Raw genomic sequence first — 19,251 nt, 5'->3', positions numbered from 1 at the left:
GACGGCGCAGGCGGACGGCGGGCACGCCATGGCTCAGGCGGCGCTCTCGACGGGGCTGAGCTTGCCGCGCTCCACGCCGGAGCTCGCCGCGATGCCGGCGTCGACGCGCGCGGCGAGCATCGGGCGGAACGCCGCGCGGTAGGCGAAGGCGAGGTAGAGCCCGAGGGCGAGGATGAGCCAGGCGACCGGGTTGGGCGGCGTGAGGAAGGTGTGGAATGCGACGATGTTCACGACGATGGGCGCGAGGAGCGCCAGCGCGAGCGGGACGTAGCGGTTCGAGAGCAGCAGGGCGCCCGCGACGACCTCGGTCCCCTTGATCAGCGGGAACATGTAGCCGGTCGCGGCCAGCGCGGCCCCGAAGCTGGCGGCGGCCTCGGGCGCCGGGGGTTGCGGCAGGAACTGCAAGAAGCCGTTCAGCCCGAAGACGAAGAACACGAGCCCGAGGAGGGTGCGGGCAGCGGCGGGAGCGAAACGCTTGACGATGTTCATGATGAGCCTCGCGGAGGTGAGGCGAGCTCTCCGGCTCGGAGCGCCCGCCCCCTCTCTATGGGCGCTCGCCGAGCCCGGTGCTATTGTGCAACGGCTCAACTCAGCGTTGCGTTTGCGCAACATGCCTGCCTTCGCGACCTGATCGAGCGCCCGACCGAAGCCTCCCAACCCTCCTGAGGTCCCCGCATGCCCGGCCCCCGCACGGCCGCCCGAGCGCAGTCGCCCCGATCGCCCCAGCTCGACGAGATCGCCGCGTTCGCCAGGGTGGCGGAGCTCGGCTCGTTCACGGCCGCGGCCGCGCAGCTCGGGGTCCCGAAGTCGACGGTGAGCCGCGCGGTGACGCGCCTGGAGGAGGGCCTCAAGGTGCGGCTCCTCCACCGGTCGCCGCGCGCCGTCGGGCTGACCGAGGCGGGCCGCCGCTTCTTCGGCGACGTGGCGCCCCACATCGCCGGCCTCCGCGACGCGGCGCTGGCGCTCGACGCCTACCAGGGCCAGCCGCAGGGCCTGATCCGGCTCAGCGCGCCGCCCGACGGCGGCGAGTCCTTCGTGGGCGACCTGCTTGTCGAGTTCTGCGCGCGGTATCCGCTGCTCTCCGTGGATGTGGACCTGTCCTCGCGCCGGGTCGACCTGCTGCGCGAAGGCTTCGACGTCGCCATCCGGGCGACGCTCGAGCTCCCGGACTCCTCGCTTGTCGCGCGCAAGCTGCTCGACTCGCACCTGCAGCTCTTCGCCGCGCCTTCGTACCTCGCGCGCCGCGGCCTGCCCCGCGCGTTCGACGAGCTGGTCGACCACGAGCGGGTGGTGTTCGTCCCGAACGCCCGGCGCGGCCAGTGGCCGGTCGACGACGCGCGCTCGGTGCGCGACGCGATGTCGACCGGGCGCATCGCCACCGACAACGTCCAGCTCATCCGCGCGGTGCTCCGCGCGGGGGGCGGCATCGGTCCGCTCCCGCGCGCCTTCGCCGCGGCCGACCTGGCGAGCGGGCGCCTCGTCCATGTGCTGCCCGAGTGGTCGCAGCGCGCGGGGGCCGTGTACCTCGTCTATCCGAGCGCGCGGCACGTGGCGCGGAACGTGGCCGTGTTCCGCGACTTCGTCCTGGCCTGGGTGAAGCGGCTCGCGTGACCGGGGCGCCCGCGCGCCGACACAGGCGCCGAGCGCTGGCGCGGCGTTGTCATGGGGCAGGGGAGCGGCGATCTCGCGCGCTCGCTCGCGTGTCGGGCACGCCGGTGATGGATAATGATGATGCCTCTGGCGGAGCGCGCGCCCATCGGCGGCAGCGGCGCATGGCCGTGTTTCGCGGCGGTCCCGGCTTGGATACGCTATCTCTCGCGCTCGCCCGCTTTGCGCGTGGATCCGGGGCCGAGCATGCTGTTCTCCGAGGCCCCGCACCCGCCATGTACCGAACCGCTGCGTCCCTCCCGCCCGAGCCGCCCCGCGAATGGCAGCTCATCGTCGAGGCCTACCTGTACGAGCACCTCTCGGTGCCCGAGGCCTGGCTCGCGCGCGCCGGGGGCACCGTTGCGCTGCTCGTCGGCGCGCGGATGCTCGCGCCCGAGCACCACGGGGAGAACCGCGCCTGGTTGTTCGGCGACCTGCGGCGGGTGGAGGGCCAGCGGCCGCCGCTCGTCGCGCCCACCTCGTTCGGCCTGGAGCGCGTGTGCGCGCCGGGCGAGGCGGAGGCCGCGCCGCGCCACGTCGCGGTCTGCCCCTGGCCCGACGCGGCGGGCATGACGCTGGCGGGCATCGCGCGCTACCTGCCGGGCGCGCGCCTCGAGATCGGCGCGGCGGCCGAGGTCGCCGCGCAGCTCGCGCGCGTGCGGCTCGCGGTGCCGCACGCCGGCTTCACGTACGCGCGCGTCGTCGTGTTCGAGAGCGGCGAGGTGCGCGTCGCGCCGCCCCTGCCCGAGACGGAGCGCTCGGCGACGCCGAGCTATACGGGGCTCGAGTACCTCGATGATCTGGGGATCGCGGCCTTCCTGATCCAGGGCCGCGAGGGCCTCGAGCCCGGCTTCGGCGTCGCGTCGGCGCTCTTCGAGCTCGTCGTGGGCTTCGGCGAGGCGGGGGCCGCGGCGAAGCGCCAGCTCCTCGACGCCGCGCTCAGGGCACCGCGCGCGCACCCGCTGCCGTCGGACTTCGGGGTGCGGAGCCGCGAGATCGACGCGCTCGTCGCGCGGGGCACGTCGGGCGAGGCGCCGCTCTCCGAGCTGGCGCAGGCGCTGGCCGCGCTCAGCCAGGCGCTCGACGGCGCGACCGCGCTCGGGCGCGCCGTGCGCGCGAGCGTCGCCGCGGCCGCTCCGTCGCCGCCGCACAGGCAGACGCGGGACGGGAAGCGCGGTTACCTGCTGTTCCCCGACGTGCAGGCGCTCCCCGTCGGCGCCGGCTGGCCGGCGGTGGCGCCATGAAGAGGCCGCGCCGCCGCGGGCCCCCGCGCGCGCCTCGGCGCGGCTAGAGCGGTTTTCGTTCGAGTGCGGTACACCCAGCATTCGGCGGGGCACGGGCTCGACCAACGCGCGCAGGAGCCTGCGACCGGACTGGGCGCCGCCGAGTAGGACGACGAGGTCGTCGGACGTAGCCTTTCAGCGCGAACCAGCCCTGCGCGTCCTGTCGGAAGACCTTGTCGACCCCACGGACCATCGCGTCGTAAACCGCCGGCACGGTGCGCGGAGCGGCGGCGCGAAGTGCCTCCTTGACCTTGGAGCCGCAGTTCTCCACCGGCGACAAGTCCGGCGAGTAGGCGGGCAGAATCCAGTAGCGGACGCCTCGGGCACGAAGCGCCTGGCGCACGCCACGTAGGCGATGCGCGCCAAGGCCGTCGACAATGACCACGTCTCCGCGCTTCAGCTCGGGCATGAGCACCTGGCGCACGTAAACCTCGAAGTGCTCACCGTTCATCGCCCCCTTGAAGGCCCACGGTGCAACGACACCTCGCAAGCCAAGCCCCATCACCAGCGTGATGTTCGGGTCCGGATTGGCGGGGACTTTGCCGTACGCACGCCTCCCGCGAGGCGCACGCCCATAACGGCGCGCCATGCCCAGGTTAGCGCCGAATTCGTCAACGAAGATCAGCCGACGCGCACCCGCCGCCCGCGCTCGGCGGCGGAACCTCCGACGCGCGACTTGGACATCGGGCCTGTCCTGTTCGCTTGCACATAGCGTCTTTTTTTTCGTGTCAAACCGAGCCGCATCAGCGCGCGGCACATCGTCGGGCGGCTCACGCGCGCACCCGTGCGGTGCTCCAGCAGCTCGATGAGCTCATCCAGGGTTCGGTCGTTTTTGTCGTCGACGAGCGCTCGTAGCTGCTGCGCTCCGGCCTCGTCGATCTTCGAGGCCCTTCCGCCACCGTGCGGCCGAGGCGCTACGCTCCCAGTCGACCGCTCGATACTGAGATACTCCTGCACAGTGCTGAGAACGACGGCGAAACGCGCGGCGATTTCTCGCATGCTTCCCTCGCCGTTGCGGTAGGCATCAACGATCCGCTGTCGCAGGTCGACACTGTACGGTCCCATGCGCGTAGCCCACGCAGCCTGCGTGCCATCACCCTACCGGACGTGCTCTGCTTGCACCGAACCCGAACGAAAACCGCTCTAGAGCGACAAACGGGTTGAAACCCCGAAAAAAAGCAGGAATTTCACAGGGAGGCGAGGAGGCGGGGAGCGAGAGACGGCGAGAGGGAGAGATTCTTTTTTCTCTTCCTCCCAGCCTCCCCGCCTCCCTGTGAAAATTCTCCGGATTTCAACATGATTGGTGCTCTAGTACTACAGCCGCACGTCGCGGAATCTCCGCGGATTTCGATGAGCGGGCGGACGATCGTGACGCTTGGCTCCTCCGCACACGGATGGAGCCCAGCTCGTTCGGTGCTCACCGACGTGCGGCTGTAGTACTAGCCGCAGCTCGGCACTTCGTCCACGCTGAAGAAGATCTGTTTGCCCATGGATCGGGACAGCTCGACCATCTCGTCGGCTCCCTTCGAGGCGCCGCCGATCCGCAGGCAAGCGTCGCAGCGGGCGACGAGCCGGCGGGCGACGGGGTGGAAGATCTCGTTGAAGATCTCGTCGCCGATCTCGCGCGACCCGGCGTGCTCGATGAGCGGCAGCGCGAACCACTCGCCCAGGACGGGGAGATGGCCGGCGCGAAACAGGCGAACGGCCATGTCGTTCATGGCGTGAACGTTGGCGGCGATCAGGACGGGGTCATCGTTGGTGCCGGAGCGATAGGGCCCGGCGACGAGGATCATGAGCGGCTTGGGGGTCGTCATCGTCTCGAGTCCTCCAGGGGAGATCGCGTATCGGTCACGGGGCCTGCAGGTCCTGATCGGCGCTCTTGAACCAGCGCGTCGCGACGCGGACCGCGTTCGTGGCCGCGCCGAGCCGCAGGTTGTCCCCGACCACCGTGAGGCACACGCTCTTCCGGTCGCGGTCCCGTGCATCCGGGCGGATCCGACCGACCAGCGCGCGGTCGCGGTCCTGCACGCAGTGGAGCGCGCTCAGGCCCTCGCCCGCGGCGCCGGGGAGGTGCTTCACATAGGGCGACTGCGCCGGATCGCTCAGGAGGCTCGCGACGCGCTCGAGGTCCACCGGGCGCTCGAACGTCACCCACGCGTTCTCGTAATGGCCCACGGCGACGGCGACGCGGCAGCACTGCGCCGAGACGCCGAGCTCGGGCATGCCCAGGATCTTGCGGCTCTCGAAGATGAGCTTCCGCTCCTCCGAGGAAAAGCCGCTCTCGTCGGTGCCGCCGTTGTGCGGGACGGTGTTGGCGGCGTAGCCCGCGAGCTTGAACGGCAGGCCCAGCCGGTCGAGGGCCTGGTAGCCGTCGCGCGCGTCCGCGATGAACGCGTCGAGGGCGGCGATGCCGGCGCCGCTCACCGCCTGGTAGGTGCTCACCGTGACCGCGCTCAGCCCGAACTCCCGGCGCAGGGGCGAGAGCGCCAGCGTGAGCGGGATGGTCGTGCAGTTCGGATTGGCCACGAGCCGGACCGAGTCGTCGACGATGCTCGAGTTCACCCCCGCGGCGACGAGCGGCACCTTCGGGTCGGCGCGGAACGTGTTGCTCTTGTCGATCACGCGGTACCCGAGGTCGAGCAGCCGCGGCACGTACCGCTTGCTGTGCTCGTCATCCAGGGCCACGAACGCGAGGTCCCCGCGGGGCGCGTCCTGCGTCTCGAGCCGCGACGCGCTGAGCACCTCGTACGACTTGCCGTCCAGGGTGAGCTCCTGGTCCCGGCTCGCGAAGAGGGCGAGCGTTGCGCCGGGCCAGGCCCGCGCGATGAGGGTGATGGTTTCGCGACCGACGAGGCCCGTAGCGCCGAGGATGCAGATTCGCATAAGGCCGCTCTTTACCAGACCGGGGCCCAGCCGACGAGGGGCCAGTGTGGGCGGGCGCGGCAGGGCGCCCGCGCAGGGGCCACCCGCGCCCCTGCGCCGCAGGCCCCGGAGAGGCGCGCATCGCCCGGAATCGCCCGGGATCGACGGATGGCGAGGCGACGGCGCCCCGGACAGCGCAGAGCGCCATGCCGGGCGGCATCGCGGCGGGTTGTTACGGACGCGCGGGCGCGGCGGTGCCGACCTGCGCGGGCGAGCGCGCCGCCGGCTTCGCGGGGCGGATGGGGCGGTCTCTCAGATGACCGTGCCCGGGGGCACGACGGCGTTCTTCGGGACGACGACGATGCCCTCCCGGGCCGCGTAGTACTCGGCGTCGGAGTCCTCGCGATCGGGGATGTTGCGGATCACCACCCCCTCGCCGATGCGCGCGTTCTTGTCGATGATCGCGCCGTCGATCCTGCACCCCCGGCCGATGCCGATGGGCGGGAGACCCCTGCTGCTCTCGGGGCCCTGGGCCTGGAACAGGAACTCGTAGTCTGCGCCCATCATGACCGTGTTCGACATCGTGACGTGAGGCCCGATCGAGGAGAGCTGCCCCACGATCGACCGGGAGATCTTCGACTCGATGATCCGGCTCCCCTCGGCGAGGAGCACCTGGTCGAGGACCGAGCCGGCGCTGACGTGGGCCGGGGGGAAGAACTGCGGGCGGGTGTAGATCGGCCGGTGCGGATCGTAGAAGGAGAACGGAGGATTTGTGTCGGTGAGGGCGAGGCTGGCCTCGTAATAGCTCCGGATCGTGCCGATGTCCTCCCAGTACCCGTCGAACGTGTAGGTCACCATCCGGTGGCTGTCGAGCGCGCGGGGCAGGATGTGGTTGCCGAAATCGGAGGCGTTGTCGCGCTCGAGCATCTCGTAGAGCGCCTTCGCGCTGAAGATGTAGACGCCCATCGAGGCGAGCCACGGGTACTTCGGATCGGGCAACCGCCGTACGCCGTCGAGCAGCTTCATCTCCTTCGGCTTCTCGACGAACTTGACCACCCGTCCGCTGTCGTCGGTGTCCACGATGCCGAGGCGCGACACCTCGGCGGTCGGGACGGGCCGCACGGCGAGCGTGACGTCGGCCCGGGTCTCGCGGTGGTGCTCGAGGAAAGGCTCGTAGTCCATGCGGTAGAGGTGGTCGCCCGAGAGGATCATGACGTCGCGCGGGTTCGGCGACTTGACCTCGCCCAGCTGCTTGCGGACCGCGTCGGCGGTGCCCAGGTACCAGTCGCTGTGGTTCGGCGTCTGCTCGGCGGCGAGGATCTGCACCGCGCCCGCGGAGAAGACGTCGAATCGATACGTCTGCGTGATGTGGTTGTGGAGCGAGACCGAGTTGTACTGCGTGAGGATGTGAATGCGATTGAAGCCCGAGTTGAGGCAGTTGCTGATCGGGATGTCGACCAGTCGGTACTTGCCGCCGGTCGGGACGGCTGGCTTCGAGCGCAGCTTGGTGAGCGGGTAGAGGCGGCTACCGACGCCTCCGCCGAGGATCAAGACCACCACGTCGTTGTGCTTCAAGCGGACCTCCGCAGATGAGGGGGACGGTTCGACGTCCGGAGCGATGGGCGCGACTAGACTAGCCGATCCTCGGGATCGGTCGAGCCGAATACCATGCTGCGCGAGGTGGTTGCAACCCTCGCGATCTCCGGGTGATCTCAGGGCAGGTGGCGCGGCGGGCTCCGGCGCTGCCGCCGCCGCGTCAGGGCGGTGATCGGACGAGAGCGTGACAAGCCGCCAATGCGGCAAGGACGCCGAGAAAAGGAAGTCTCGGGGACTCCTCGCGCCTTGGCGATCTCTTTCTTCATGGCGTGTCTGGCTCGGCGCGCCCGCTACCGGGGCGTCGCGTCGTTCCTGCGGGCGCGCGGGCCGTCGTGCGAGGACGTGGGCGAAGACGGCGGCAGCTCCGCCGGATCAGCGCGTGCCGCCGGAGCCCGGGGCGCTGCCCGGGGCGCCGGGGCCCGCGCCCGGGCTCTGGGTGCCGGTGCCGGGCGTTCCACCCTTCTTGTTCGGCGGATTGCCCTGCTGCGGGCCCGTCGTGGGCGACTGCGTGCCGCTGCTCGTGTCGCCGCGGAAGCCGCCGGGGACGCCGGCGTCGGTGCCCGTGGTCCCGGTGCCCGTCGCGCTGCTGCCGGTGCCCGTGGTCCCGGTACCCGGGGCCCCGGTGCCCGTCATGTCGCCGGTGCCGGCGCCGCCGGGACCCATCTCCGTCGGGGCAGCCCCCTGTCCAGCGCTCGTGTCGCTCGTGCCGGCGCCCATACCGCCCATCGAGGGCTGACCCGTGCTGGTGCCGGCCCCCGGAGCTCCCGTGGCGCCGCTCATCCCGGCGCCCGTGCCCGCGTTCGTCCCGGCGCCGCTCGCGTCCGAGCCCCACGGCGCCTGCGTTCCTTCCGTGGTGCCCGGGGCGCTGGCGCCAGCAGGGCTCTGCGCAGGCTGCGAGTTGCTGGAGCAGCCGAATCCGGCGAGAGCGAGCAGGGTCGAGAGCGCAAGAGAGTGAACGAGTGTTCGCATGTGATCCGTCTCCTCGCTACCGCCCGAGACGGGCTTGGTAGCGCGCTGAAGCGAGCGCCGTTGTCTCGAGTCTCGTGGACAACGGCAATCCGTGGGTGTGAGCGCTGGCGGCGCAATGCACGAGGCGAGCCAGCCGCATGACAGCCCCGGAAAATAGGCGGCTTCCTCACCGCGCCATCGCGAGCTCTGCCGGGCGTTCGTGTGGCGGCGCTCTGCCACAGGTGTGGCGCGATGGCCGGGGCCGCCGGCGAGCTCAGCGGCAGCGCGACGGGCGGGCGCGCGAGCGCATGCCTTCCCAGGCGATCGCCCCCGTCTGCTCCTCGACGCTGAACGAGGTGATCAGCGGGTCCGGCGAGGTGTCGACGCGCACCGCCACCGAGAGCGCGCCGCGCTCGCAGCGCAGGCCGAAGCGCGCCGACGTGGCGCTCTCCACCATCGCAGAGCCGTCGAGCGCGCACGGGCCCACCCTCGCGCCGACGTCGCGCAGCTCCTGCCGCAGCGACGCGAGGTGATCCTCGGGGAACCAGCCGGGCCGGAGCCTGCGATCGAGCAGGTCCGTCCGCGCTCGACCGATGACCGAGGCGACCGCCTGCGCCGCGCGCCGCACCGACGGGGAGGGCGGGACGACGCGCGCGACCATTGCGCCGGTCGCCACGAGCCTGCCGAGCACCCTCGTGTTGAGCGACTCGAGATCGGCGCCGGCCACGTTGGCGAGCGCGACGACGCCGACGCCGCGCTGCGGGAGGAGCATCACCGAGGCGGAGAATCCATCGATGAGGCCGTTGTGGAAGACCACGTGGCCGAGGTCGCAGTCCTCGCGCACGTGCCAGCCGAGCCCCGGGCCGTCGGCGCCGCCGGCCGCCGGGAACGCCGAGCCGTTGCGCGCCATCAACTGCGACTCGCGCACGGTGCTCCGCCGCAGGACCCCGGCCTCGGGCGCGTCGCGGGCGGGCCAGGCGGCGAGCTGGAGCCCGATGAATCGACCCATGTCCGAGAGGCTCGCGTAGAGGCCCGCGGTCGACTCGGAGGCGCCGAGTCGCCACGGCTGGATCGGCGTCACCGCGCCGCCGACGCCGCGCGCGTGCGGCGACGCGAGCGCGCCGGCCGGCACCTGCGAGGCGTCCCACGCGGCGTCGCGCATGCCGAGCGGCGCGAGCAGCGCGTCGCTCATGTAGCGCCGGTACGGCACGCCGGCGGCGCGCCCGACGAGCAGCCCGAGGAGCGAGTAGCCGAGGTTCGAGTAGGACGTCTCGGTGCCGGGCGCGCTCTCGAGCCCGAAGCCGTCGAGGGTGGCCAGGATCTCGCGCTCGGTGACGTCGCGCGCCGTCGACGCGGGGGAGAACACGCCGAGCCGGGGCAGGCCGGAGCTGTGCGTGAGCAGGTCGCGGACCGTCATCGGCCGCGAGTCGCGCGTCGGGTAGACGACGCCGGCGAGCGCGGGCAGGTAGCGCGCGGCCGGGGCGTCGATCGACAGCCGCCCTTCGTCGCGGAGCCGCAGGATCGCCGCCGCGGTGAGCGCCTTCGTGATGGAGCCGATGCGGAAGCGCGTGTGCTCGTCGACCGCTCCGCCCAGCGTGACGTCGCGCACGCCGATCACCTTCTGGATCGCGAGCTCCTCGTCGATGACGACGCCGAGCGCCAGGGCGGGCAGGCGCTCCCTCTCGGCGGTGCGCTGCGCCAGCGCCTGCACGTCGGACGTCGCCGCGCGGAGCTTCCGCCCGCGCTCCGGATCGAGGAAGCGCGGCGCCGGCGCGGGCTCGCTGGCAAAGCGCTGGAGGAGCGGCGCGGGGGCCGCAGGCCGGACGGCCCGCGGCGCGGGCGCGGTCGACGTGCACCCGCCGAGGAGCGGGAGCGACGCGGAGAAGGCGGCCGCCGCGAAGCGGACGGCGAGCTTGCTGTCAATCGTCCTCAAGGCGGAACCGTGATTGTCGCTCCTCAATCACGATCCGACAATTCCAAAGCAGCAGGCGCGCGGTTTCCGTTCTCGACTATTCCATTGAAGGTGGATGGGAATGGCGACCTCGACGCAGCCCGGCGTAGCTCTCCCACCGTGTGGTGTGGCCGGCGCGCGGGTCCTTGTCGTGGGCGCGGTGGGCGCGGGCTCGGTCGTGCCCGCGACGGTGCGCGCCTACGCCCCCGCGAACCGGTCCCGGAACGCCCGGTAGTTCGGCTGGTCGGCGCCCCGGTCGTACACCGCGAACACCACGCGCGAGAACGCGCCGCGGAAGCGCGGGTGCCCGAGCCACCGGGCGAAGACGTCGGCGACCTCGTCCGGGTCGTTGCGGAAGACGCCGCACCCCCAGGCGCCGAGCACGAGGCACCGGTGCCCGTGCGCGCCTGCCGCCGCGAGCACCATGGCCGCGCGGCGCTCCAGGGCCGCGCGGATATCCTGCTCCACCCCCTCGTCGCGCTGGAGCGCCTCCCCGGCGTTCGGGGCCGGCACGGTGATGATCGACAGCGCGAAGGGCCGCTCCAGCAGGGCGTGCTGCTCGTCGCGGAAGAACGGCACATCCGGCGAGTAGATGAGGTGGTCGGTGTACAGGAGGCTCCCCGAGGCGCGGTTCTGGTCGTAGTAATCGCGCTGCTCGACCAGGCAGGCGTAGAGCGCGGAGCACCTGGCGAGGTCCTCTTCCTGGGCCTTGGCCCCGCGCAGGAATCCGCCCCCGGGGTTCTTGCCGGACGCGAAGTTGAGGATCGCCACGCGGGCCTCGCCCTCCTGCTCGACGAGCCGCCGCCCGGCCGCCCCCGTGGTCTCGCCCGTGACCTCGATCGCGGCCGGCCGATCGATGCGTTCCTTCGGCTCCCAGGTGTCGAGTGAGCCGGGCCGGTAAAGCACGCTGCCCTTCACCGCGGCGAGCACGCGGTCGCGGATGCGGATCGTCGCGCCCGAGGGCGCGGTGTACTCGCCTCGGCTCGCGATCTGCACGGTTTCTGCGGCGACGCTCGTGAGTTTCATGCCGCCAAAGATTGGCGAGCCGCGGCCGAACGTCCAGCGAAACGCGCTCGGCCGAGGGGGCGCTGCCCCGCTCTGTCGGGGTCCCGGCAGGCCGGCGTTGCCGTTTGCGCGCGATCGCCCCCGCCGATCGTCGTCGCGCCGACGAGACTCGCGCTCCGGGCGGAGAGCGCCGGCCGCGCTCGCGCCGCCGGCGGCAGGCACGTGGTGCGCTTCATCACGCGGCCTGGGTTCGTGTTGTTCATCGAAGTACACGGCGGCCGGCAGGCGCGCCATTCTCCGCGCCATGTCGGACACGATCTCCCCTGCCATGGCGGACGCGGCATCGTCGGCGCGCCCCTCGCGGCGAGCCGCCACCCTGGCGGGCGTCGCGGCCATCGGCCTCTGGGGCAGCTTCACGCTGCTCGCGACCTCGGTGAGCAGCCTGCCGCCGCTCCAGGTGCTCGCGTCGACCTTCGCGATCGCGGCGCTCCTCGGCGCGGCGCGGCTCGCCCGGCGCGGCCGGGGCGGCCTGGGCGCGCTGCGCCAGCCGCTCGGCGGGTGGCTCGTCGGCGTGGGCGGCCTGTTCGGCTATCACGCCCTCTATTTCTACGCGCTCACCGCCGCGCCGCCCGTGCAGGTCAGCATCATCTCGTACCTGTGGCCGCTGCTCATCGTCCTGCTCTCGGCAGCGCTCCCCGGCGGCCGCCTTCGCCTCAGGCAACTGGCCGGGGCGCTGCTCGGGCTCGCGGGCGTCTGGGCGGTCCTCTCCGCGAGAGGCGCCGTCCGCCCGAGCGCCGCGCACGCGCCCGGCTACCTGGCCGCGCTCGGCTGCGCGCTCATCTGGTCGACGTACTCGGTGCTCCAGCGCCGCTTCGCCGACGTCCCCGCCGACGCCCTCGCGGGCCCCTGCGCCGCGACGGCCGCCCTCGGCCTTGCCGGGCACCTCGCGCTCGAGCGCACGGTCGCGCCCACGGCCGGCCAGGCGCTCGGCCTGCTCGCGCTCGGGCTCGGCCCCGTCGGCGTCGCGTTCTTCGCCTGGGACCACGCGACGAAGCACGGCGACGTCCCGCAGCTCGGCGTGCTGTCCTACGGCGCGCCGGTCCTCTCGACGCTGCTCCTCTGCCTCGCCGGCCACGCCGAGGCGAGCCCCCAGCTGCTCGCCGCCTGCGCCCTCGTGACCGCCGGCGGCCTCGTGGCGACCGCGCGCTCGACCGCCGGCGCCGCCTGAAGCTCGAGGCCGCGTCCCTCGCTCGCTCCGGCGCAGCCGCGGGCTGGAGGTGGACGCCGGCGCGCGCGAGGCCGCCAAGTGCCGCCCGGCGGCGATTGCCGGCAGTGGGCTTGCGCCGAGGTGCCGCCGGGCAGCGCGAAGCTACGGCAGCTCGTCGCCGAGGAGGCCCGCTGTCGCGCTCGGCGTCGCGAAGACCTCCTGCTCCTCGCCGGCCGCCGCCCATCGCCCCGCGCACATCAGCGCGCCCCCCATGATCTCGGGCTGCGCTGCCGGGCGCACCTGCACGTCGTCCGCGTGAACGCTCACATTGACGTGCACGCGCGCGTCCGCCCCCGCGCGATGGGCCACCGCCTCGTGCAGCGCCGTCGCGACCCGGAGCGCCGCGCGCCGCGCGCTGCGCTCCTCGTCCGCCCCGGTGGGCAGGAGGCGCACGCCGAGCACCTCGTTGCCGGTCGTCGAGGCCAGGATGAACCCCGCGCGCTCGAGCTGCGACTCGGCCGTGTCGAGCACCTGCCCGATGTCGGCCGCGAGCGCCTCGTCGAGGTCGTCGGAGTCGCCGCGCGTCCGCACCTCCAGGTACACGCCCACCGCCGGCTGCGTCGGATCGGTCCCGCCCCTCGCCCCCGACGCGGGCTCGCCGATCGCCTCCCGGAGCGCTCGCACCAGCTCCTCGACCGAGCTGAACCGCCGCTCCCGCCGCTTCTCCATGCAACGCAGCACAACCGCGTCGAGCTCGAGAGGAAGCGGCACCCGCAGGCTCGGGGGCATCGGCGGCTCCTCAAGGTGCTTCCGCACCATCTCGTCCATGTCATGGGTGTGGAAGGGTAATCTTCCGACCAGCATGCGATGGAGGAGCACTCCGAGCGCATAGACATCCACCCGCGCATCAATGGGACCGCCCAGGATCTGCTCGGGCGCCATGATGGACGGCGTCCCGGGCATTCTTCCGGCGGTGGTCAGCCAGGTCGAGCCCTCCTCGGGTCCCATCAATTTCGCGATCCCGAAGTCGAGCAGCTTCACGATTCGTGGTTTGCCGGAGGAGATGAAGATGTTGCTGGCCTTCACGTCGCGGTGAATGATTCCGGCGGCGTGCGCGGCCCCGAGCGCCGCGCAGATGGGCTCGAACAGATCGAGCGCCTCCCGGGGCGCGAGCCGGGTTTCGGCCCTGATCAGCGCGTCGAGCGTCATCCCCTCCAGACGCTCCATCACGTAGAACGGCTGGTGGTTGTTCAGCTCACCTACTTCGTAAATTTTTACGATGTTGGGGTGGGAGATCAGCTGCAAGGCCTCGATCTCACGTGCGAATCGCTCGACCACACGGCGCGAGTGAGCTACCGCCTCGCTCAGCACCTTGACCGCGGCGGGCCTCCCTGAACGGGCGTGCCTCGCCGCATAGACGACGCCGCAGCCGCCGCGCGCGATGAATCCTTCGAGGATGTATTCGCCGGCCAGGGTCCCCGCCACGAGCTCGCCGCGCGCGCTGGTCCGCTCGAACTCCGAAAACGGCCTCGTCTCGTCCTCTTTTGCCATCTCGCCTCACCGCGCGGCGCGTCACGGGGCCACCGCGGCCATGCGGGCCATCGGGACCACCGGGGGACCCCAGCGCGCTGCTGTCCCCTTCGAGGAAGATATTTGATGAACCGGTATACGCAGGAGCGTTTCTAAATGGTAACTTAAACTTGGCCGTCACTCGACTTGAAACGCCTGGACCCGTCGCCGAAAGGGGGAACGAGATGTTTCTTTGCTGTCCACGGGCTGTTGCGCTCCTCGCAATACCTCTGGTTACTACCGCCTGCATCGGGGCCGAGCTCGACGCCGAGCTCGACGAAGAGGCGGCGGAGCCAATCGGGGAGGCCGAAGGCGCTGTCGTCAGCAGCAACAGCATGCTCCCCAATGCGCTCTACAAGAACGCCCTCAGCTCGAACGCGCTCAACCCCGCTGCGCTCAGCCCGAACCCGCTCACCTGGGCCGGGCTCAGCTCGAACGCGCGCGCAGCCCTCCAGAATCCTGGATCGAGCGGCGCCCTGTCAAGGGAGCTTTTGCGGTACATCGTCAGCTGCGCGCTCCGGCCCAACCAGTCGTTCTCGTTCTCGTGGAACGATGGCGGGACCGTCCGTTCAGAGACCTACCGCGGCGACCTCGGCATCGCGGACTGGTGGGTCTACGGCCCGCTGGCCGATCCCTTCTACCAGCGCTGGATGTCGGGGTGCCTCGCCTCCCGCACCAACTGGTACGGCGTCTCGGTGCTGATCTCCCTGCGCTCCAGTCAGCCCTTCATGTCTTCGGGCACGACGGAGCGCGACAGCTACACGGTGAGAGAGGGCGCGTTCTGGGGGAACCTGTTCAGCTCGACGCCGTATCTCCGCGCCTGCTACTCGCCCGCGGGCGTCGCCCGCGCGCGGGCCCTGCAGCGTGACTGCGCGGCCGGTCACCTGGACGTGAACCCCGGGACCGGGGCGAGCACCACCCAGGCGTGTGGTCCTATCGCGATCGTGGGCTCCTGCGATACGGTGTGCAGCGGTGTGAGCACCAACGGTGGGTTCTACTCCCAATGTCTCGAAAACCCCGCGATCTCGTCCACAGTGCGCACGGACCAGGTGGTCACGTCGTTCCTGCCGCCGTAGGAGCGGGCGTGCGCTCGGAGGCGCTGCGAGGCGAGGGGCCGGACCGCGCGCCCCCCGAAGCCCGGCGCTGCCCGTCCTGCGGGCGGCGGAACCAGGGCGCATGCCCCGAGTGCGTGGAGCAGCGCCAGTCGTCGCTGCCGGACGACGCGACCGTGCTCGACATCACCGAGGTCGTCCCGGTCGCGCTGCCCCGCTTCGACGGCCACCGGACCGTCCGGATCCTGGGGCAGGGCGGGTTCGGCACCGTGTTCGAGGCCGAGCGCGAGGGCGGCGGGGCGACGGTGGCCATCAAGCTCGCGCGCGCCGAGCGCCACGGGGCAGGCGCGCACCTGCGGCGCGAGATCGCGGCGCTGCTCGCCGTGGGCGCGCCCCACGTGCCGGCCGTGCACGCGTGGGGCACGCTGGACGACGGCTTGCCCTACGCCGTGATCGGGCTCGTCGCCGCGCCGACGCTCGCCGCCCGCCTCGCCCTGCGCCCGGCGCCGCGCATGGAGGAGGCGGCCCGGCTCGGCCTCGCGACGCTCGCGTCCCTCGAGGCCGTCCACGCGCGCGGCTACGTCCACTGCGATCTCAAGCCCGAGAACCTCTTCGTCGACGACGCGGGGAAGGCGACCCTCATCGACCTCGGCACCGCCCGCGTCGTGGGGCGGCGCGACAGCGCGCAGGACGACGACCTGGCGCTCGGGACGGCGGAGTACATGGCCCCGGAGCAGTCCGCCGGGCGCGCGGATCTCGACGCACGCGCCGACATCTACGCGATGGGCGTCATCCTGTACGAGCTCTTCGCGGGCCGGCCGCCCTTCTGGGGGCCGCGGGCGACGGTGCTGGAAGATCACAGGAGCCGCAGGCCCCCGCGCCTGTCGTCGCGGGCGGTCGTGCCGCGGGCGATCGAGGAGGTGGTGCACCGCTGTCTGGCCAAGGACCGGAGCGAGCGGTTCGCCAGCGCGACCGAGCTCCGCTCCGCGCTGGAACGCGCGCTCGGGGAAGATCTCGCGGCGCGCGAGCACGACGGGCCGCGGGCAGGAGGCGGGGCCCCGCGCCGCGCGGTGGGGCTCCTGTTCTTCGAGGGCGCGGCCGACCGGGGGGCCGTGCAGCGCCGGATCCGGGCGCTGGGGGGCGAGCTCGCGCACGCCTCCGGCTCGCGCTACGCGGCGGTCTTCGGCCACGAGGGCGCGGCGAACCCGGCGCGGCACGCGCAGCGCGCGGCCGACGAGCTGCTGCGAGGCGGGCTGTGCGAGCGCGTCCTCATCGATCTCGCGCCCGTCTCGGTCCAGCTCCGGCCGGGCGGGGCGACGCGCTTCCTGAGCCCGCTCTTCTCGCGCGCCGAGCGGTGGCCGGCGGCGTCCGGGCCGCCGGGGCCGTTCCTCACGCCCGCGGCCGCGGCCGCGCTCCCCGAGGCGCCCGTCGCGGGGGAGGAAGAGCTCGCGCGCGAGCGGACGCTCGGCTCCGTCGGCGTCGCGCGCGAGCCGACGGAGCCCGGCGCGTTCATCGGTCGCAGCGACGTCCTCGATCCGCTGCTGCGCAGCGCCGAGGAGGCGCTCCGCTTCCGGCAGCCCACGATCGTGTCCGTGATCGGGGAGCCCGGTTACGGGAAGAGCCGCCTCTTCGCCGAGCTCGGCAAGCAGCTCCGGGCGCGCCTGCCGCACGCCCAGCTCATCGACCTGCGCGGGCAGGAGCCGACGAGCGGCGTCTCGGACGCGACGCTCCAGGAGCTCGTGCGCGAGTCGCTCGACGTGCCGGAGGCGCCCCCGCAGAGCAGCGTCCGCGCGGTGCTCGCGGAGCGGCTCGGCCCCGCGCTCGGCGACGAGCTCGGCTCGGGGCTCGCGATGGCGCTCGGGTGGGTGGACGAGCGGTCGGGCGGCGAGGTGTTCCCCGAGATCGAGGCGCTCAAGGCCGCGCCCGGCGCGCTGCGCTCGGCGCGCGTGCGCGCGGCGGGCGAGTGCCTGCGCCGGCGCACGGCCGCCGCCCCGGTCCTCGTCATCCTCGACGACGCGCAGTTCGCCCAGGATGTGACGCTCGCGGCGCTCGAGTACGCGGCGCTCGCGGACGGCGCCGCGCCGCTGTGGATCTGCGCGATGGGGCGCCCCGCGTTCGCCGAGGCGCACCCGTCCTGGGGCGAGCGGGCCGCGCGGCGAGAGACGGTGCGGCTCGGGCCCATGGATGCCGAGAGCGCGCGGACGCTGTGCCGGCGGCTGCTCTTGCCGGCGCGGGACGTGCCGGACCCGGCCATCGATCACCTGCTCGAGCGCTCGCAGCGGGTGCCTCTGCTGCTGGTGGAGCTCGTGCACGGGCTCAAGCGCGAGGGGATCCTGCGGCGGCACCCGCGGGGCGACGCGTGGTACCTGGCGACGGACGAGCTCGATCGCCTGCCGGTGCTGCCGCTCATCGACCCGCTGGCGCAGGCCGAAATCGCGGCGCTCGGGCCGGCGCTCGGGGCGCACGCGCGGCTCGTCTCGCTGCTCGGCGCCGAGGTGTCGCTCGACGAGATCGCGGGCGTGCTGCGCCACCTGGACGAGCGCGGCGAGGGCGCGGCCTTCCCGCTCGACGCGCGCGTCGGGACCGGGCGGCTGGTCGAGGCGGGCGTGCTGGTGGCGGGCCGGAAGGGGCGGTTCGCTTTCCGTCACGCGCTCGTGCGGGAGGCGATCGCGCAGGGGGTCGCCCAGGCGGAGCGGCGGCGGATCCACCTCGCCGCGTACGAGCACCACCGCGAGGCGGCCCACGAGAGCCAGGAGCAGGGTCGGTTCAAGATCGCGTTCCACGCGGCCGAGGCGGGGCTCGCCGCGATCGCGGAGGAGGCCTACCTCGAGCTGGCCGATCGGGCGCGGGCGCGGCACGCCTATGTCGAGGCGGAGATCCACTACAGCCGCGCGCTCGCGCAGCTGGTCGAGGAGCGCGGCGCGCGGAGGAGGGCGGCGTACCGGGGCCGGGGGCTGATGCGCTACCGGCTGGGGCGCTACCACGACGCGCTCGGCGATCTGGATCGCGCGCGCGCGATGGCGGTCGAGGAGGGCGACGTCATCGAGCAGATCGAGATCCTGCTCGACGAGGCCACGGCGCTCGACTGGATGGACGACTACGGACGCTCGGAGGAGCGGGTGGAGCAGGCGAGGGCGATCGCGCCGGGCGCTCTGCCTCCGGCGCTCGCGGCGCGCCTCTCGATGGGCGTGGCGCGCTCGCTCGCCCGCGAGAGCCGCGAGAAGGAGGCGGCGCCGCAGCTCGAGCTTGCGGCGGCGCAGGCCGAGGCGTTGGGCGACGAGGGCTACGAGACGCTCGTGGTGTCGCTGCTCCTCCTGAGCTTCATCGACCAAGGGCTGGGCAAGCTGGACGAGGCAGGGGTGGCGCTGGATCGGACGATCCGGATGTGTGAGTCGCGCGGCGACCTCCTGCACCTCGGGCCCGCCATCAGCAACCGGGCCCTCCTGCGCGCGTGCCTCGGGGACAACGAGGGCATGATCCTGGACCTGTGCCGTGTCCTGGCCATCTCGCGTGAGCTGGGCCTCGGGACGATGGAGCTCGTGGGGGAGTTCAACCTGGGCGAGTACCTTTACCTGATGGGCAACCTGGAGGTGGCGACACCGCACGTCGAGCGGGCCGTGTCGCTGGAGCGCCAGCAGCGGGGAGAGGAGGCGCGGCCCGTCGTGCACCTGCTCCTGGCGAGGCTGCTCCTCTACCGGGGTGAAGAGGGCAAGGCGCGGGAGATCATCGAAGAGATCCGGGCTCAGCAGGCGAAGGCCACCGCGGAGGGGCGCACGGGCATGGAGATGGCCCCCGCGGAGGAGGTGCAGTGGTCGATGATCGACCTGGCGACGCGGGACGCGAGCGATGAGGCGTGGGACGAGCTCGAGGGGCGGTCCGCCCGATTTTCCGCGGGGCAGGAGCAGATCGAGGTCATCGAGGCGCGGGCGCGCGCCCTCTCCCGTCGCGGCCGCCACGCCGAGGCGCGCGCGGTACTCGAGAGGGCGATGGAGGCAGCCGGGAGGATTCCCAACGTGATGCGAGAGCGAATCGAGCGGCAGCGAGGGGGCTCGCCCGAAGGCTCATCGCCGGTCCGCGTCGGCTCGTGACCGGCGGATAGACCACGTGACGGGGCCCCGCGCCGGGGTTGGT

Annotated in this window: 15 protein-coding genes; 5 read left to right on the top strand and 10 right to left on the bottom strand. The window is 72.7% G+C overall.

Annotated features, from left to right (window positions below; genetic code table 11):
• Positions 1-33: 33 nt before the first annotated feature.
• Positions 34-489, bottom strand: a complete 456-nt coding sequence (locus WMF36_RS29040; protein ID WP_437574017.1) for a DoxX family protein — start codon at positions 487-489, stop codon at positions 34-36.
• Positions 490-675: 186 nt separating this feature from the next.
• On the opposite strand from WMF36_RS29040, the gene WMF36_RS29035 reads away from it, so the two are divergent.
• Complete coding sequence (locus WMF36_RS29035) at positions 676-1,611, top strand: LysR family transcriptional regulator (RefSeq protein ID WP_437477619.1); 936 nt, start codon at positions 676-678, stop codon at positions 1,609-1,611.
• A gap of 272 nt (positions 1,612-1,883) precedes the next feature.
• Positions 1,884-2,891, top strand: coding sequence for a hypothetical protein (locus WMF36_RS29030; protein WP_437574016.1), 1,008 nt, complete (start codon positions 1,884-1,886; stop codon positions 2,889-2,891).
• Positions 2,892-2,934: 43 nt separating this feature from the next.
• On the opposite strand, the gene WMF36_RS29025 is transcribed toward WMF36_RS29030, so the two are convergent.
• From WMF36_RS29025 to WMF36_RS28990, 8 genes are all read right to left on the bottom strand, one after another.
• Entirely contained in the window at positions 2,935-3,519 is a 585-nt protein-coding gene (locus WMF36_RS29025; RefSeq protein ID WP_437574015.1) for a transposase, read from the bottom strand.
• 32 nt (positions 3,520-3,551) lie between these two features.
• Complete coding sequence (locus WMF36_RS29020) at positions 3,552-3,995, bottom strand: helix-turn-helix domain-containing protein (protein ID WP_437574014.1); 444 nt, start codon at positions 3,993-3,995, stop codon at positions 3,552-3,554.
• A 374-nt stretch (positions 3,996-4,369) separates the two neighbouring features.
• A complete protein-coding gene (locus tag WMF36_RS29015) occupies positions 4,370-4,744 on the bottom strand; it encodes a DUF4406 domain-containing protein (protein ID WP_437574013.1) in 375 nt (124 codons plus the stop codon).
• Between the two features lie 34 nt (positions 4,745-4,778).
• Positions 4,779-5,813 carry an aspartate-semialdehyde dehydrogenase gene (locus WMF36_RS29010; RefSeq protein WP_437574012.1) on the bottom strand — a complete coding sequence of 345 codons (1,035 nt, stop codon included), beginning with the start codon at positions 5,811-5,813 and terminating at the stop codon, positions 4,779-4,781.
• A 291-nt stretch (positions 5,814-6,104) separates the two neighbouring features.
• A complete protein-coding gene (gene glgC / locus WMF36_RS29005) occupies positions 6,105-7,367 on the bottom strand; it encodes a glucose-1-phosphate adenylyltransferase (protein WP_437574011.1) in 1,263 nt (420 codons plus the stop codon).
• Between the two features lie 393 nt (positions 7,368-7,760).
• Entirely contained in the window at positions 7,761-8,357 is a 597-nt protein-coding gene (locus WMF36_RS29000) for a hypothetical protein (RefSeq protein ID WP_437574010.1), read from the bottom strand.
• Between the two features lie 253 nt (positions 8,358-8,610).
• On the bottom strand, positions 8,611-10,269 hold the full coding sequence (locus WMF36_RS28995) for a serine hydrolase domain-containing protein (protein ID WP_437574009.1): 1,659 nt from the start codon (positions 10,267-10,269) through the stop codon (positions 8,611-8,613).
• Between the two features lie 216 nt (positions 10,270-10,485).
• Complete coding sequence (locus WMF36_RS28990; protein ID WP_437574008.1) at positions 10,486-11,313, bottom strand: TIGR02452 family protein; 828 nt, start codon at positions 11,311-11,313, stop codon at positions 10,486-10,488.
• A 283-nt stretch (positions 11,314-11,596) separates the two neighbouring features.
• Between WMF36_RS28990 and yddG the strand changes: the two genes are divergently transcribed.
• Positions 11,597-12,520: an aromatic amino acid exporter YddG gene (gene yddG, locus WMF36_RS28985; protein WP_437574007.1), complete on the top strand. Its 924-nt coding sequence runs from the start codon at positions 11,597-11,599 to the stop codon at positions 12,518-12,520.
• 141 nt (positions 12,521-12,661) lie between these two features.
• On the opposite strand, the gene WMF36_RS28980 is transcribed toward yddG, so the two are convergent.
• The gene (locus WMF36_RS28980) at positions 12,662-14,050 is read right to left on the bottom strand and encodes a serine/threonine-protein kinase (RefSeq protein WP_437574006.1); all 1,389 of its coding nucleotides are present in this window, start codon (positions 14,048-14,050) and stop codon (positions 12,662-12,664) included.
• A 353-nt stretch (positions 14,051-14,403) separates the two neighbouring features.
• On the opposite strand from WMF36_RS28980, the gene WMF36_RS28975 reads away from it, so the two are divergent.
• Both WMF36_RS28975 and WMF36_RS28970 read left to right on the top strand, forming a co-directional pair.
• Positions 14,404-15,144 (top strand): hypothetical protein, encoded by a 741-nt coding sequence (locus WMF36_RS28975; RefSeq protein WP_437574005.1) that lies wholly within the window; start codon positions 14,404-14,406, stop codon positions 15,142-15,144.
• 8 nt (positions 15,145-15,152) lie between these two features.
• The gene (locus tag WMF36_RS28970) at positions 15,153-19,208 is read left to right on the top strand and encodes a serine/threonine-protein kinase (protein ID WP_437574004.1); all 4,056 of its coding nucleotides are present in this window, start codon (positions 15,153-15,155) and stop codon (positions 19,206-19,208) included.
• The last annotated feature ends 43 nt before the right edge of the window (positions 19,209-19,251 follow it).

Origin of the sequence: Sorangium sp. So ce887 (assembly GCF_051521455.1) — a bacterium.
Taxonomy (GTDB): Bacteria; Myxococcota_A; Polyangia; order Polyangiales; family Polyangiaceae; genus Sorangium.
Note: the sequence above shows the minus strand (reverse complement) of the source record. Positions and strands in the feature narration are given on the sequence as shown.